Source organism: Ruegeria sp. CDSC021, assembly GCF_059610845.1.
This window is the reverse complement of record NZ_JBXWOK010000009.1, coordinates 118,378-132,773: the sequence shown is the minus strand read 5'-3', so window position 1 is coordinate 132,773 and position 14,396 is coordinate 118,378. Positions and strand designations below refer to the sequence as shown.

Below are 14,396 nucleotides of genomic sequence, written 5' to 3'. Positions count from 1 at the left end.
ATGAGCCTATTGAAGCAATCGGCGCAGTGTAGGAGCTTTCGCAATGTCGGACACAGCAGCCAGCGAACCTCGGGCTAGGCGGTTCTTTTTCACCCGTCCGAACGAAGTAGAAATCGAGAATAAATACACCGAAGCTGCGCTGGAACGGCACAAGCGCGAGGGGCTGGAGCTTGCTGTCCGGGCCCGCTGGATCGCAATGGGTCTGACTGGCCTTTTGCTGATCTACCTGAACCCGCATTGGGAGGTCCTTTGGTATCATTTCATCCTTTTGCTGATTTGCGCAAATGGTTGGATGATCCGACGGGCAGGCCGTGTGGGGCAATCTCGGACAGAGTTGCTACTAATCTTTGTTGACCTTTTGATTATGACTTTGGGGATGATCATTCCCAACCCGTTCAGCGATGATGTGCGCCCGTTGGCGATGCAATTCCGGTTTGACAACTTTCAGTATTTCTTCGTCATTCTTGCAGCAGGAACCATGGCCTATTCCTGGCGCACGGTGATTGCCATAGGCACATGGACTGCAATAATCTGGACTACCGGATGGGTGATCGCCTGGTGGGTTGCGTTTCCGATTCCCGGCATAAGTGAGAAAGTGGCCGAGGCCTTGCAGGGGTATCCGGATGTAGCCGAGATGTTGGATCCAAATAGTTTCAGATCTTCGATCCGAATCCAGCAAGTGATTGTGTTCTTGATGGTGGCGGTGACGCTGGGCGTGTCGATGCGGCGGCTCAATCATTTGCTGATGACCAATGCTGGGTTGGAACGGGAACGAGCGAACCTGACGCGATATTTCTCACCAAATGTGGTGGAGGAACTGAGCCAAAATGATGATCCGCTCAAACAGGTGCGAAAAGAGAATGTCGCAGTGCTCTTCATCGATATTGTGGGGTTCACCAAATATGCGGCGGGTCGTGATCCTTATGACGTGATCGAGGTGCTGCGTGGATTTCACGCCAGGATGGAGGCCGAAGTGTTCCGCCATCATGGGACATTGGACAAGTACTTAGGCGATGGTCTTATGGCAACTTTCGGGACCCCGGTGACGACACCGTTGGATGCGACCAACGCGGTATCCTGCGCGCGCGGCATGGTGACTGTGATTGACCGGTGGAACATAGAACGTAGACGTGCCGGAGAGCCCGAGATTCATGTTGGCATCGGTGTCCATTATGGCTCGGTTGTTCTGGGGGATATTGGTGCCAACCGTCTGGAATTTGCTGTGATCGGTGATGCGGTAAATGTCGCTGCGAAACTTGAGGCAATGACCCGCGAGCTGCAGGCCCGGATCGTGCTGAGTGATGCGGTGCGCCTGCAGCTTGAGCAGGAAGGGAGCAGTGCCTCCGAACTGACAGCCGAATTTACCGAAAACAAGGGCCACCCTGTGCGCGGTGTCGAATATCCGATGGATATCTGGGTGATGTAGCTCAGGGCTCTCTGGCCGATGGACCATGCATCAAAGACGCAGGGCCAGTCGTTGGGCCGGGCAGCGCGCCGAGGCGCGCTGCGGTCAGGACCCTGGCATCGGGTTTTGTGACTTGTTGTAGGGTTGCCAGTCTGTGACTTCGGGGTAGTACCGGCGCCGCCAATCCCGCACACGGGGGTTCATGACACGCCGCCAGAGCGGTGGGATCATCGCGGCGATCGTCATCACTGGGTATCCGTAGGGCAGTTGTGGTGCGGTGTTCTGATCGTGATGTTGAAGCAGTGGAAATCGACGGTTGGGTTTGTAGTGATGGTCCGAGTGGCGCTGTAGATTGATCAGCAGCCAGTTCGACGCTTTTTGCGACGCGTTCCACGAATGACAGGGCAGGACGTGTTCGTATTTCCCCTGGCCCAGATATTTTCGGGTCAGCCCGTAATGTTCGACATAGTTCACCAGTTCAAGCTGCCAGATGGCGACGCCGGCCTGAATCAGGAACAGGACAAGGCCGGACCATCCTCCAATCAAACCTGCCAGGGTCAGCATACCACACTGTAACATCCAATACCGCCAGAACGGGTTTGCGCGGTCAGTCCAGGGTTGGTTCTTGCGCGCCAGTTTCTCGCGCTCTGCATGAAAGGCGGAGGCCAGACATTGCCACAGAACGCGCGGATAGAAGCGATGAAAGCCTTCGTTGTATCGTGCTGTTACCGGATCGCGCGGGGTTCCGACATAGCGGTGGTGAACCAGCAAATGTTCGGACCGGAAGTGCGAGTACAAGACCATGGCCAGCAGGATGTCGCCAAGCCCGCGCTCCAGTCGGCCCTTCTGGTGCATCAGTTCGTGGCTGTAGTTGATTCCAATCGTCCCCGAGATCACACCCATGCCAAAGAACAGGCCGATCTTTTCTGGCGAAGACAGGTGAGAGCTGTGCGTCACATACCAAAGCAGCCCGTAAAGGGTCAGGAACTGTACCGGAACCCAGGCTTTGGTCAGCAGGATATACCAGCGCAACATGCTGTCCGGCGTATCTGGGTCCGCATTTTCGAGGTCGAGCCCGGTGAGCTGATCCAGCGCGGCAAATATCCACCATGTTGAAAGCGGCACCAGCAAGACCCACCAGCCACCCACAAAGGCCGTGGCCCAAATCAATGGAATCAGCAAAAACGAGACCCAGAATGGAAGGGTGGATTGCCAGCGAGTCAATGTTTCAGATGCGATCATCAAAAGCTCCGGTCGACGCGGGACAGACTATCCGTAGGTCGTGTTTCAGCATAATGTGTTACTGGTTGCGCCAGAGGTCAAATGCCTTGCGCATGACCGTCGGCAGATCGCTGGGCCGAAAGGCATGTTTATCAAGCAAGATCATGTCCTCCGGTGCCGCACCGGGCGGTAAAGAGGTTGCCCAAACCTGCAGGATCAGGTGGAAATGCGTGAACGTGTGGCGCACTTCGCCCGGTAGAACGCGCCAGTCCGCCGCAAACGGCGCGGTGTCAGACGGCGCATCGGACCATTCGGATCCCGGCCATCCCAGCATACCGCCCAAAAGCCCTTTGTCTGGGCGGCGTTCAAGCAACATCGCCCCGTCCGCTGTCTGGGTGATGTAGACATGGCCATAACGTGTGGGTTTTGGTTTTTTCGGTGTTTTGCGGGGCAGATCGGCCTGGGTACCCGCAGCGTGGGAGCGGCAACGCGTGCGCATTGGACATATCCCGCATGCCGGGGATCTTGGGGTGCAGACAGTCGCACCCAGATCCATCACGGCCTGTGCATAGTCGCCCGGACGCACCGCTGGGGTCAATGCAGCTGCACGTTGCTTGAGTTGTGGTTTTGACCCCGGCAGCGGATCGTGAATGTCGTATAGGCGGGCCATGACACGTTCGACATTGCCGTCCAACACGGTTTCCGGACGATCAAAGGCAATGGCTGCAATCGCGGCGGCTGTATACGGGCCTATGCCCGGCAGGTTCAGCAGCTCATCGTGTGAGTCGGGAAAACAGCCATCATGACTTTCAGCCACAACGCGCGCGCATTTCAGCAGATTGCGGGCGCGGGCATAATATCCCAGACCGGCCCATTCCCCCATGACCTGCTCGTCAGGCGCTGCGGCCAGTGATTCAACTGTCGGCCACCGGGAAGTGAACCGCAGGAAATAGTCGCGCGCCGCTGCCACAGTTGTCTGCTGTAGCATGATTTCGGACAGCCAAACCCGATAGGGGTCAGGACGCATTCCGGAAGACCTATCGGCAGGACCGATGCGCCATGGCATTTCACGGGCATTGCGGTCGTACCAGGCCAGCAACTCATCGCTGAAGTCAATTTCGTGGGTGTCACGCAAGTTTTACATATCTCCTTGTCGGGTTTCGCTGGCGTCCGGTGTTCTGCCCTTTACAATAGAGAGACAGGAGTTGGAAACCAGATGCAGCCCAGACGTTCTTCGACACGCGGATTTAAACGTACTGCGACATTGCTGAACGGCCAGATCAGGCGCGCCGGGGAAAGCCGGGGATTCGCCGTCTCTCGTCTATTGACCCATTGGGCCGAGATCGTGGGGCAGGATGTGGCCTCGATCGCGCGGCCGGTGAAAGTGGGCTATGGCAAGGGCGGTATGGGGGCCACGCTGACGGTGCTGACCACCGGTCCGCAGGCGCCGATGCTTGAGATGCAAAAGGAACAGCTGCGCGGCAAGGTGAATGCGGTTTATGGCTATAATGCCATCAGCCGGGTGCGCATCACCCAGACAGCTCCGACAGGATTTGCCGAGGGGCAGGCCAGTTTCGACCACAAGCCGAAACAGGCGAAACCCACAATCAAACCAGAAATCATAGCCGAGGCAGACCGGGCCGCGCAGGGTGTCCATGATGGCGATCTGCGCGCAGCCCTTGAACGTCTGGGCCGTAACGTTTTATCCAAGCAAAAATGCCGAGAAAGGGCTGATTTATGAGCCGTATTGCAACCGGAATCTGCGCCGCCATCGCCATAGCCGCAGGCGGCTATTGGCTGACGCAGTCGAATTCTACTCCGTCCAACCCGCTGGTTGGCAGCGCCGAGGCACAACAGACCGATCTGGATACCTCGACCATCATCGAAATGGTTCAGGGCTCGGCGGATGCGCCGGTCGAGATCGTCGAATATGCGTCCTACACCTGCCCCCATTGCGCGACCTTCCATCAGGGGACGTATAAAGAGCTGAAGAAGAACTATATCGACACCGGCAAGGTCAAATTCACCTACCGTGAGGTGTATTTTGACAAATACGGACTTTGGGCCTCGATGGTCGCGCGCTGCGGCGGCCCCGAGAAGTTCTTCGGCATTTCTGATCTGATCTACAAGGATCAGTCCAAATGGACTCGCGCCGGAGGACCTGCGGAAATCGTGGACGAGCTGCGCAAGATCGGACGTTTGGCCGGAATCAGCAACGACCAGCTTGATGCCTGCCTGCAGGACGGAACGCGTGCGCAGACGCTGGTGGCCTGGTATCAGGAAAACGCCGAGCGCGACGACATCAGAGCAACCCCATCCTTTATTGTGAACGGCAAGAAGGTCGACAATCAGTCTTACGAAGAATTCAAAAAGCTGATCGACGCCGAACTGGGCAGCTAAATCCAAACACGACCGGCCTGTCAGGGCCGGCCGCCTTCAGGGCGAAGGCGCGACCTGCAGTAGCAACTGTTTGACCCGGTCGCCCTCGTCCATATTCAGCCGGACGGGCAGGGTGATGACTTTGCTGCGAAAGGCGGCTGGCAGGCGGACCGCATCTTTTTCCGTCGTGACCATCTGAGCGCCGAGCAGGTGCGCTTCATTCTCTAGCCGTGTCATCAGGGCCGGTGTCAGGGGCTGGTGATCGTCCAGCGCTTCGGCCCGCAGCAATTTGGCGCCCTGTTGGCGCAGGGTGGCAAAGAACTTCTCCGGATGGCCGATACCGGCAAAGGCGAGAACCGGCGTGTCCGTCCAATCCATTCCTGTCTGCAGCGGTTCGACCGCACCGGTCGCATGTGGAACCGTCAGATTTCCCCCCCAGCGGGCGGCGAACTGTGTCTGCGCGTCTGTACCGCCCAGCGACAGCACCAGATCGGCCCGTTGCTGCCCCACATCGACCGGTTCCCGCAGTGGACCCGCAGGCAGGCACAATCCGTTGCCGAACCCCCGCTCGGCATCCACCACGATGACCGAGAAATCCTTGGCGACCGAGGGGTTCTGAAACCCGTCATCCAACAGGATTACGGTTGCCCCGGCCTGGGCTGCGGCTTTTGCGCCCTCGGCGCGGTCCTTGGCCACCCAGACATCCGCAAATGCGGCCAGCAGCAGCGGTTCATCCCCGACTTCTGCCGCCGTATGTTTGCCAGGATCGACGCGCACAGGTCCTGTCAGTGCGCCGCCGTGGCCTCGGGTGACAACATGGGTCTGATGCCACGCGTCCCGCAGCTGTTCGATCATCCAGATCACGGTTGGTGTTTTGCCGGTCCCGCCTGCATTCAGGTTTCCAATGCAGATAACGGGGACGCCTGCGTTGAAACCTGTTTCCGAGGCCAGCCTGCGGGCTGTCGCCGCCGCATAAACCCGTCCCAATGGGGACAGCAGCCGGGCCCTGAGGTCCAACTGATCCGGAGCGGTGTTCCAAAAGTCAGGTGCCCGCATCGTCGGTGCTCCGTTCGTCCAGATAGTCCTGTACCAGTTCGATCAGCTGATCTGATTGCGGCGCGCCGTCGGTCACGATCTGCCAGCCTGCCAAAGCCATATCCGCCGCGCGGTCAGGCGCAAGTAACTCTACCACGGCATCCCCAAGTTCGGTTGCGGTTCTGACCGTCAAAGCGGCGCCTGCCTGGTCCAGCTGATCGTAGGCTGTCTGATGCTGGTCAACATGTGGGCCATGTATGACAGCCGATCCCAGGGCGGTCGCACCAAACGGATCCTGTCCCCCGTCGCCCCGTTCGAGCGAGTTGCCGATAAAGGACACTGCCGAAACACGGTACCACAAGCCCAAATCCTCTGGGTCCGAGGACAAGACGACCTGTGTGGTATCTTCAATCATGCCGCCATCGTCCCAGTTGATGCAGCGCAAGTCCATGGCTTCGAGCCGCCGATGCAGTGGGGCGGCTTCCTGTATGTCGGCGACATGCAGGATTAAGGTCAACCGGGGCAGCATCCGCATGGCCTGACGGTGGGCGCTGAGGACCGAGATGAACTCTTTATCCTTCACCCAGGCCGCAAGCCATATGGGTCTGCTTGAAAAGGCGTGATTGGTTTCGATCAGTTCGTCTTCGGGCCACGGAGAAGGGTTCGGACTTATCAGCAGAGGAGGCGCCTCGCTGACCTTGGTGAAGGCGATTCCCAGTTTGCGGATCTGCCGGGCCGTTTCGTTGCTGGTAGCCAGAATTCGTTGAAAGCAATCGAGAGTGTACCGGCTGATATCGGGCAGCCACCGGGTCCCACGCGCGGTGTTCAGGTCGATTTCAGCTTCGATCAGGATCAACGGCACTTCGCGCTCGTGGGCACGGGTAATCACATTGGGCATCAGCCCGCCGCCAACCCAAATGCCAATATTCGGGCGCCAATGGTCCAGAAACACCCGCGCGGCGCCGGTTTGTTCCGAAGGTAGGTTCACAAGTATGTATTTCGCGCAGTCCCACTGACTCAGGTCCGCTTCGGGTGGGGCCGACAGGACAACCGACAGGCCCAGGCGCGACTGCAGCAGTCTGTGGCAGAAATCCATCATCGCGTGAAGGCGACCCGGATTGGCAATGTGAATCCAGATCAGATCTCCTGATGGTCGGGGCACATAGGGTTGGTCCCCGTTGCCGGGTACGCCCCACGAAAGCACGCGATAGGCCGCCAGACTAAGGGATCGCGGTTTGCTCATGGCGCAATGCCCGCACTGTCTGGGTCAATCTGATCCGCCAGTTGCCGGTGCAATGGCGGGTTTGCCGCGATGACACCATTCAGGCGCGGATGTGGGTTGTTAAGGCGCAGTGGGGCGCCAAGCCGGTCCGTACATATGCCACCTGCCTCTTGGACGATCAAATCCCCTGCCGCGATGTCCCATTCCCAGCTGGGGCGCAGTGTCAACATTCCGTCAAAGCGACCCTGCCCGACCAATGCCAACCGATAGGCAAGCGACGGGCGATAGTTTCGACGGAATTGAGGAACCCGGCCCTGACACCAGTGCCGGCTGTCCAGATTGGGTTTCGCGGCCAGGATCTCGGCCGTCGTGATGTCTTGGGTGTCCGATACGACAATCGGCGCGCCGTTTAGTGTGGCCCCTTGGCCCTTGGCCGCCGCATACAACAGGTCACGCAAGGGCAGGTAAATGACCGCCGCCGTCACCTGACCGTGTTCCGCCACAGCCAGAGAATGCGCCCAGGTCGAGGAACCTTCGGTGAAGCTACGGGTGCCGTCGATCGGGTCAATGATAAAAACCCGGTCCCGGGACAGGCGGTGCTGGGTGTCTTCGGTCTCTTCGCTGAGCCATCCGTAACCCGGTCGGGCAGAGGGCAAACGCTGTTCGAGCATCGCGTTCACGGCCAGATCAGCCTCGGTCACCGGGCCTGCGCCATCGGGCTTGTCCCAGCGTTGTGCTTTTGACCCGGAATACCGGGTTGCGATCTTTCCGGACTCGCGCGCGGCTTCAATCAGCAGGGGCAGGTCAGTTGCCGGCAAGTGTCATTCCCTCGATCAGCAGCGATGGAACCACGCGCGACAAATAGGGGCGGGCGTCATTGGCCGGAATGATCCGCAGCAGCATATCGCGCAGGTTCCCGGCGATGGTGCATTCGTTGACCGGGTGGGTAATCTCGCCATTCTCGATCCAAAACCCCGAGGCACCACGGGAATAATCCCCGGTATTGGGGTTGATGGTCGATCCGATCATCGACGTGACCAACAATCCAGTACCCATATCGCGCAGCAGCTCTGCACGGCTGCGCTCGCCCTGAGTCAAGCTGAGGTTCCAGTTGCTTGGGGACGGAGGCCCAGACACGCCCCGCGTAGCATTTCCTGTCGAGGCCATCTTGAGCTTGCGTGCGCTGGACAGGTCCAATGTCCAGCCCGTCAATACACCGTTTTCGATGATCGCCCGGCGTTGTGTGGGCAGGCCTTCGGCATCAAAGGGGCGCGACCCGGACATGCGCCGGCGATGTGGGTCTTCGATCAGCGAAAGATGTTCCGGCAGAACCTGTTGTCCAAGACAATCCGACAACCAGGACGAGCCGCGCGCGATGGAGATACCGTTGCTGGCGCCCAGAAGATGCCCGATCAACGAAGATGAAATCCGTTCATCGAACAGAACCGGATAGACGCCTGTTGCAGGCTTGCGCGCGCCAACCTGCGCAACAGCACGTTCGCCTGCGGTCCGGCCAATCTGGTCCGGGTTGCGCAAATCGCTTTGGAAGGTGCGGCTGTCGCCGTCATAATCGCGCTCCATTCCGGTACCTTGGCCCGAGATCGCTACGCAGGAGGTTGACCGGCTGCTGCGCTCATACCCGCCGGAAAAGCCGTTTGTGGCTGCCAGATGCACCCGATGGGTACCATAGGCGGCCGCGGCGTCCGAAACCTGTGAGACGCCTTCAACCGCCAGCGCCGCAGATTCCGCCGCCAGCGCATCATTCAGAAGATCTTCAGCAGTGGGCTCCGGCGCGGGATCGCACAATTCCAATGCCTGAATGTCCCAATCCCGGATCAACTGAGCCTCATTCGCCAGGCCGGTAAACGGGTCTTCGGGGGCTTCGCGGGCCATAGCGACGGCGCGTTCGGCCATGGCTGTCAGAGTTTCGGACCGGCTGTCTGAACTAGAGACGATGGCCTGTCTTTGGCCCAGAAACACCCGCAGCCCCAGATCGGTACCCTCGGACCGTTCGGCGGCCTCAAGCGCACCGGATCGTACCTCGACCGAGACCGAAGACTCCTCCAGCACAATGGCATCCGCGGCCTCGGCCCCGGCCTTACGAGCCGCATCCAGCAGGTGTTGGCTGATCTCTTCGGGTGTGCGCATCATGTGGCCTCCGGTCTTGTTTCTTTGGACCTATCGTCCGCCCGTCCGTCCCGCAAGACCTGCGGTCATTTTCGGGGTTTTGCAGAAAGGCCAGAAAGGCGAATTTCGCATGTGGCTGCAATAATTCCGCTGTTTTGTCCGTAGCCGTAGGTTAGTAGTTGATCCAAGTGGATGAGAATGAGACGACTGGGCAGGAAGAACGGGCAGGCCAGAACATGCAGAACAATCTATCGCTGCGCGGGGTTGCGATCCCCGATGATCCGCAGATCATTACGCCTAAGGTCAAGCGTTCAATCCTGGCCGAGCGTTACGAAAAAGACGAAGTGACCGGTCTGCCGAAATTCATCGACGCGAAGGATCGAGTGGTAGAGCTGGGCGCTGGGATCGGCTTCATCTCGTCCTATCTGGTGACACAACTTGGTGTACGCCACGCAAAGTGCATCGAGGCGAACCCGACGCTGTGTGAATTCATCGGCCGTGTCCACAAGGCAAATGACATTGCGAATGTCGAGGTGGTGAACGCGGTTGCTCTCGGCGATACACGGGTTCCCGGAACCGCCCGATTTTACATACGTGAACCGTTCTGGTCCTCATCTCTGGACCCTGATCCGGACTATGTCAGTGAGGTCAGCGTGCCGGAACGTCCTCTGTCAGAAATTCTGCGGGACTTTGAAGCCAACGTGCTGATCGTCGATATCGAAGGGGGCGAGAAGTTTCTGTTCGACGGGGTCGATCTTGTGAATGTCCAGAAAGTCTATCTTGAGGTCCACACCCGTAAGATCGGATTGCATGGGATCAAGGCTTGTTTCGATCATCTTTCGGCACTTGGGTTTGCCTACGATCAACGTGTCAGCAGCGGTGGGTCGGTGCTGTTCCGGCGTGTTCGCCGGCGCTCGTCGTAAAAGGGAAGGCAGCCGGGCCGCCTTCCCTGTTTCTTTTATTTGATGCGCTGTCCATTGGCCAGAATTTGACCATCTTCCTTGAACTCGATTGTCGAATTCAGCGTGTCGGGCTCTTCCCCTGGCACTGCCATGAGACCCATCATCATTCGCGCGCCCATTGCGTCTTGCTCGGCAATCAGACCCATACCGATCAGAGTGTCGATCAGGGCATTCGCTCCAACCAGTTGCAGGTTCGCAACGCCAGCGGGCGTCGGCAGACCGCCCAGTTCCTCAGTGTTGGAATTGTCGAAGGTGAAGTCGCCATCGCCGGACAGTTCCGCACCGACCATAGAGACCAGCAACTCGTTGATTGTCAGAGAGTGCAATTCACCCGGCGCTTCGTCCGCAAACTCAAGCGCCTCTACGGCCTCGGGGTCAAAGAAGTTGGTCAGCACTTTGGCCGTACCGGAAAGGTCCAGCGCAATCGTGGCCGGATCGCGTGGCAGGGCGGCTGCGGGGTCAAAAATGCTCCACAGTACGTCTGACATAGTGAAGTCCGTCAAGTTTATCGCCAGCCCAAAGGGTTGAATCTCTTCGGATTCCTGTACCGGGAATTCGAACTTGAAACCGCCACTTTCCATGGCAATTTCGATTGGAAAGGGCAGTTCCGCCGTAGTTACAGCAATCTTGGCGCTGTTTTGTTCGACGTCATAAGCAATTCGGTTCGCGTCGATGCTGCCGGAAAGCCGTCCACCTTCGGATTCGCTGGCCATCGAAAAGTCTTCGCCTTCGCTGCTGCCCGCCATCGAAGACTGGCCCGATCCGTAAGTAAAGAGACCCGAGAAGGCAAAGCCAGCGTCATAGAATGCCTGCGGGTCAGAGAAATTGAAATCTGAAGGGATAATGCTGGTGCCGTCGAAGGCCAGATCGCCAAGCGTGCCGTCGAATTTCCCGGCGTCTTCGCTTTCGGGATCCTGAAATGCCAAGCTGTAGGTCATCTCTGATGCGGTAAAGCTTTGGTCGATATCGCGGTTTTCGCCGATCTTCATTTGCGAGCTGCCGCTCACATCTGCCATTTCAAGGTAGCCACCAACCACTTCGGGCGGCAACGTTTCACCGTCGACTTCGATGTTACCCAGTTTGATTCCAAGGCTGTCTGCAGAGTAATCGTAAGTCACATCATCCGGATCGCCAGAGACGGTCATAACAAGCCCGCTGTGGACGTATTCGATATCGACTGTAAATGCCTCGTCCTGACCATCGACATTGCCGGTGACGGTCATGGGGAAACTTTCCGGGACACCAATATTGACGCTACCGTCGCCATTGTCGGTGAGGGTCATTTCAGGCATGGCCATGCTGAACGATCCCTCTTCTTCCGGGAGGTCCATCGACATCGTCAGGTTTTCGATGGTGATACCATTGCCGGTATCTGTCTGGTCACCTGAAACAGTATAGCCCATCTGCGCCAGATAGGACTGCCAGTCATCCCAGACTTCCTGTGGAGTAACGTCGGCAAGCGCCCCCTGCGAAATGACAGTGTAGGCCAGAACTGCGCCGCAGGTGCGGCGGAGAAAAACGGACATCATAGAACCCTTCTTGATCAAATTTGCGCGCATGGTGATGCCGGTGGCGGCGGGCGTCAAGGGGGAAGGGCTGGACCCATTCCCCGTTCGCAGGATAGAGGTTCATTAATTCTCAGGACAATGGAGGTACTGGAACCTTATGCAGGGGAAAACCGTACTGATCACTGGGGCCAGTCGCGGCATCGGGGCCGAGGCAGGGCGCGTATTTGCCGCAGCAGGGGCTAATGTCGTGCTAGTGGCGCGTAATCGGGATCAAATTCAGGTACTGGCGTCGTCGCTTGGTGAAAACGCTATTGCACTGGCCTGCGACGTCAGTGACTTCGCCCAGGTCGAGCTGGCCGTGGCAGAGTGCGTAAACAAGTTTGGCGGGCTGGATGTTCTGATAGGCAATGCTGGTGTCATTGACCCGATTTTCCATTTATCCAGCGCCGATGTCGCGTCCTGGGGTAAAGCGATCGACATCAACCTCAAGGGCGTATTTCATGGAATGCGCGCCGCGCTGCCGGTCATGCGTGCCGCGGGTGGCGGCACTGTCCTGACGGTCTCTTCCGGTGCGGCGTCGAACCCAGTCGAGGCCTGGAGCCATTATTGCGCCTCGAAGGCAGGGGCCAAGATGCTGACGGAATGTCTGCATCTTGAAGAATCCTCCCATGGGATCCGCGCCATGGGCCTGTCGCCCGGCACGGTTGCAACCGATATGCAGCGGGTCATCAAGGCCAGCGGGATCAACGCCGTCAGCCAGTTGGATTGGACCGATCATATCCCCGCCGATTGGCCGGCGCGGGCGCTGTTGTGGATGTGTTCGTCAGACGCGGATGAGTTTCTAGGCACCGAAATTTCGCTGCGACGTGAGGATATTCGGCAAAGGGTTGGATTGACGTGATTGAATTGAACAAGGCGGACGGGCTGTGGACAGTCACGCTCAACAACCCCGACAAGGCAAATGCGCTGACCGGTGCGATGCTGACCGAGCTGTGCGAGATTGCCGAGGCCGCGACCGGCGCAAGTGCGCTGATCCTGACCGGGGCTGGCAAAGTGTTCAGCGCCGGCGCCGATCTGGAAGAGGCGCGCGCCGGCCTGGCGACCTCGGATCTGTGGGAGCGGTTGTCGGCTGCTATCGCCGCGTTACCCTGCCTGACGGTTGCCGCACTGAATGGAACGCTGGCTGGTGGGGCCAATGGCATGGTTCTGGCCTGCGATATCCGCATTGCCGTACCGGAAGCCAAGTTCTTTTATCCGGTGATGAAGCTGGGTTTTCTGCCACAACCCTCCGATCCCGCACGCATGGCGGCCCTGATCGGTCCGGCTCGGACAAAGATGATCTTGATGGCCGGGCAAAAGATCACTGCGGATGAGGCTTATGCCTTTGGGCTGGTCGATCGCGTAGTTGCACCTGAAGACCTGATGCAGACCTCCCTTGATCTGGTGGCTGACAGCGTCGCCGCCAATCCTGAAATTGCGACCGGTATCGCGCGGTTATGTTCATGAGGTTGTCTGCCCTGCGTCTGCGCGTGGCTGACACGGATCGTCTTTCCGAGTTTTACAGGGATGCAATGGGTATGACTGCACGCCGGCAGGGCGCAAGCCTTCGATTGGGATATGCCGGGCAGGATGCCGATCTGCTTTTGATGCCGGGCGGCGGTGGGTACACACATGATCGGGGCCAGAGATATTGGAAGATCGGCATCACCCTGCCGGATGTTGATCTGGCTGCCGCTTTTTTGCGCGAAAAAGGCATCGAGGTTTCAGAGCCGGACCAGTTTCTGGATATCGGCTATATGTGCCACCTGACTGATCCCGAGGGTTTCGTGATCGAACTGCTGCAACACGATTTCCGTGGCAATCGCCCGGACGGTATCGCCGATCCCAAGACCCCTTTCGCGGATGCGCGTATTGGACAGATCACCTTGCGCGCCGGGAATATCGCGGCCGAGGATGCCTTTTGTCGTGCACAGGGGATGCAGCTGCTATCTGTGCAGGATGTGGCACAATATGGGTTCGATCTGCACTTTTATGCTTTCACCGACGAGGTTCCCCCTAATGCCGACCTGTGGTCTGTTGAGAACCGCGAATGGCTTTGGAAACGCCCCTATACCACGCTCGAGTTTCAGCACAGCGCAGGTGCTACGTTTGCTCGGACCCCCGATTTCCGAGGGCTTGAGATGCAGGGCCTGACCCAGCCCGGCCATGATGCTTTTGGCGACCCTGTCCTGCCGGGCTGATTACCGACGACGCCGTTTTCCCGGCACTCTGGATCGAAAATCAGGGGGCCGTTTGCGAATCCAGCTCAGAAATCTTTCTAGGCGAGGGTGGGCGCGCAAAGCTTCGATCGTATTGAAATCCCGTGCCAGCTCCGCTTCGGTCAGGGTGGCGTGGATCTCTTTGTGGCAGATCACATGCAGAAAAACCGTGGGGCCGCCCTTGCCCCCTTTCAGTTTTGGGATCAGATGGTGCAGGCTGCCGTTCCCATCGGGGATCGGCCGGTCGCAGAGGGGGCAGATCGGGTCGCGGTCGGTCAT

15 protein-coding genes are annotated in these 14,396 nt (G+C 58.5%); 7 read left to right on the top strand and 8 right to left on the bottom strand.

Translation table 11 applies throughout. The features are described from left to right. Positions 1–43: 43 nt before the first annotated feature. Entirely contained in the window at positions 44–1,426 is a 1,383-nt protein-coding gene (locus AC2FGB_RS14605) for an adenylate/guanylate cyclase domain-containing protein (RefSeq protein WP_496694178.1), read from the top strand. 84 nt (positions 1,427–1,510) lie between these two features. Here AC2FGB_RS14605 and AC2FGB_RS14600 read toward each other — a convergent pair whose 3' ends face one another. Together AC2FGB_RS14600 and mutY are read right to left on the bottom strand one after the other, a co-directional pair. Continuing rightward, positions 1,511–2,647: an alkane 1-monooxygenase gene (locus AC2FGB_RS14600; RefSeq protein WP_496677844.1), complete on the bottom strand. Its 1,137-nt coding sequence runs from the start codon at positions 2,645–2,647 to the stop codon at positions 1,511–1,513. 58 nt (positions 2,648–2,705) lie between these two features. Continuing rightward, on the bottom strand, positions 2,706–3,761 hold the full coding sequence (gene mutY / locus AC2FGB_RS14595; RefSeq protein ID WP_496694177.1) for an A/G-specific adenine glycosylase: 1,056 nt from the start codon (positions 3,759–3,761) through the stop codon (positions 2,706–2,708). 81 nt (positions 3,762–3,842) lie between these two features. On the opposite strand from mutY, the gene AC2FGB_RS14590 reads away from it, so the two are divergent. Then, positions 3,843–4,367, top strand: a complete 525-nt coding sequence (locus tag AC2FGB_RS14590; RefSeq protein WP_496694176.1) for a DUF721 domain-containing protein — start codon at positions 3,843–3,845, stop codon at positions 4,365–4,367. After that, positions 4,364–5,026, top strand: a complete 663-nt coding sequence (locus AC2FGB_RS14585) for a DsbA family protein (protein WP_271949636.1) — start codon at positions 4,364–4,366, stop codon at positions 5,024–5,026. Before AC2FGB_RS14590 ends, AC2FGB_RS14585 begins: the two co-directional genes overlap by 4 nt. 36 nt (positions 5,027–5,062) lie before the next feature. Here AC2FGB_RS14585 and lpxK read toward each other — a convergent pair whose 3' ends face one another. The 4 genes from lpxK to AC2FGB_RS14565 are packed head-to-tail and all read right to left on the bottom strand — an operon-like array spanning position 5,063 to position 9,413. Beyond that, a complete protein-coding gene (lpxK, locus tag AC2FGB_RS14580) occupies positions 5,063–6,061 on the bottom strand; it encodes a tetraacyldisaccharide 4'-kinase (protein WP_496694175.1) in 999 nt (332 codons plus the stop codon). Further along, entirely contained in the window at positions 6,048–7,283 is a 1,236-nt protein-coding gene (locus tag AC2FGB_RS14575; protein ID WP_496694174.1) for a 3-deoxy-D-manno-octulosonic acid transferase, read from the bottom strand. The genes lpxK and AC2FGB_RS14575 overlap by 14 nt, the downstream gene beginning before the upstream one ends. Beyond that, positions 7,280–8,080, bottom strand: coding sequence for an inositol monophosphatase family protein (locus AC2FGB_RS14570; RefSeq protein WP_142637123.1), 801 nt, complete (start codon positions 8,078–8,080; stop codon positions 7,280–7,282). The genes AC2FGB_RS14575 and AC2FGB_RS14570 overlap by 4 nt, the downstream gene beginning before the upstream one ends. Then, positions 8,067–9,413 carry a TldD/PmbA family protein gene (locus AC2FGB_RS14565; protein ID WP_496694173.1) on the bottom strand — a complete coding sequence of 449 codons (1,347 nt, stop codon included), beginning with the start codon at positions 9,411–9,413 and terminating at the stop codon, positions 8,067–8,069. Before AC2FGB_RS14565 ends, AC2FGB_RS14570 begins: the two co-directional genes overlap by 14 nt. Positions 9,414–9,577: 164 nt before the next feature. Between AC2FGB_RS14565 and AC2FGB_RS14560 the strand changes: the two genes are divergently transcribed. Then, on the top strand, positions 9,578–10,312 hold the full coding sequence (locus tag AC2FGB_RS14560; protein WP_496694172.1) for an FkbM family methyltransferase: 735 nt from the start codon (positions 9,578–9,580) through the stop codon (positions 10,310–10,312). 35 nt (positions 10,313–10,347) lie between these two features. On the opposite strand, the gene AC2FGB_RS14555 is transcribed toward AC2FGB_RS14560, so the two are convergent. Further along, the gene (locus tag AC2FGB_RS14555; RefSeq protein ID WP_496694171.1) at positions 10,348–11,877 is read right to left on the bottom strand and encodes a DUF2125 domain-containing protein; all 1,530 of its coding nucleotides are present in this window, start codon (positions 11,875–11,877) and stop codon (positions 10,348–10,350) included. A gap of 139 nt (positions 11,878–12,016) precedes the next feature. On the opposite strand from AC2FGB_RS14555, the gene AC2FGB_RS14550 reads away from it, so the two are divergent. Genes AC2FGB_RS14550 through AC2FGB_RS14540 form a run of 3 tightly spaced genes read left to right on the top strand, consistent with a single transcriptional unit; the run spans position 12,017 to position 14,099 of the window. Next, positions 12,017–12,760 (top strand): SDR family oxidoreductase, encoded by a 744-nt coding sequence (locus tag AC2FGB_RS14550; RefSeq protein ID WP_271949652.1) that lies wholly within the window; start codon positions 12,017–12,019, stop codon positions 12,758–12,760. Beyond that, positions 12,757–13,365 carry an enoyl-CoA hydratase/isomerase family protein gene (locus AC2FGB_RS14545; RefSeq protein ID WP_271949654.1) on the top strand — a complete coding sequence of 203 codons (609 nt, stop codon included), beginning with the start codon at positions 12,757–12,759 and terminating at the stop codon, positions 13,363–13,365. The genes AC2FGB_RS14550 and AC2FGB_RS14545 overlap by 4 nt, the downstream gene beginning before the upstream one ends. Continuing rightward, positions 13,362–14,099 carry a VOC family protein gene (locus tag AC2FGB_RS14540; RefSeq protein ID WP_496694170.1) on the top strand — a complete coding sequence of 246 codons (738 nt, stop codon included), beginning with the start codon at positions 13,362–13,364 and terminating at the stop codon, positions 14,097–14,099. The genes AC2FGB_RS14545 and AC2FGB_RS14540 overlap by 4 nt, the downstream gene beginning before the upstream one ends. Here AC2FGB_RS14540 and AC2FGB_RS14535 read toward each other — a convergent pair whose 3' ends face one another. Next, positions 14,100–14,396, bottom strand: a complete 297-nt coding sequence (locus tag AC2FGB_RS14535; RefSeq protein WP_271949658.1) for an HNH endonuclease — start codon at positions 14,394–14,396, stop codon at positions 14,100–14,102. It abuts the gene before it with no gap.

Coding starts and splice junctions, on each gene's coding strand:
- AC2FGB_RS14590 (WP_496694176.1), top strand. CDS start 3,843: ATGCAGCCCAGACGTTCTTCGACACGCGGATTTAAACGTACTGCGACA.
- AC2FGB_RS14585 (WP_271949636.1), top strand. CDS start 4,364: ATGAGCCGTATTGCAACCGGAATCTGCGCCGCCATCGCCATAGCCGCA.
- AC2FGB_RS14565 (WP_496694173.1), bottom strand. CDS start 9,413: ATGATGCGCACACCCGAAGAGATCAGCCAACACCTGCTGGATGCGGCT.
- lpxK (WP_496694175.1), bottom strand. CDS start 6,061: ATGCGGGCACCTGACTTTTGGAACACCGCTCCGGATCAGTTGGACCTC.
- AC2FGB_RS14535 (WP_271949658.1), bottom strand. CDS start 14,396: ATGACCGACCGCGACCCGATCTGCCCCCTCTGCGACCGGCCGATCCCC.
- AC2FGB_RS14605 (WP_496694178.1), top strand. CDS start 44: ATGTCGGACACAGCAGCCAGCGAACCTCGGGCTAGGCGGTTCTTTTTC.
- AC2FGB_RS14575 (WP_496694174.1), bottom strand. CDS start 7,283: ATGAGCAAACCGCGATCCCTTAGTCTGGCGGCCTATCGCGTGCTTTCG.
- AC2FGB_RS14550 (WP_271949652.1), top strand. CDS start 12,017: ATGCAGGGGAAAACCGTACTGATCACTGGGGCCAGTCGCGGCATCGGG.
- AC2FGB_RS14555 (WP_496694171.1), bottom strand. CDS start 11,877: ATGTCCGTTTTTCTCCGCCGCACCTGCGGCGCAGTTCTGGCCTACACT.
- AC2FGB_RS14600 (WP_496677844.1), bottom strand. CDS start 2,647: ATGATCGCATCTGAAACATTGACTCGCTGGCAATCCACCCTTCCATTC.
- AC2FGB_RS14540 (WP_496694170.1), top strand. CDS start 13,362: ATGAGGTTGTCTGCCCTGCGTCTGCGCGTGGCTGACACGGATCGTCTT.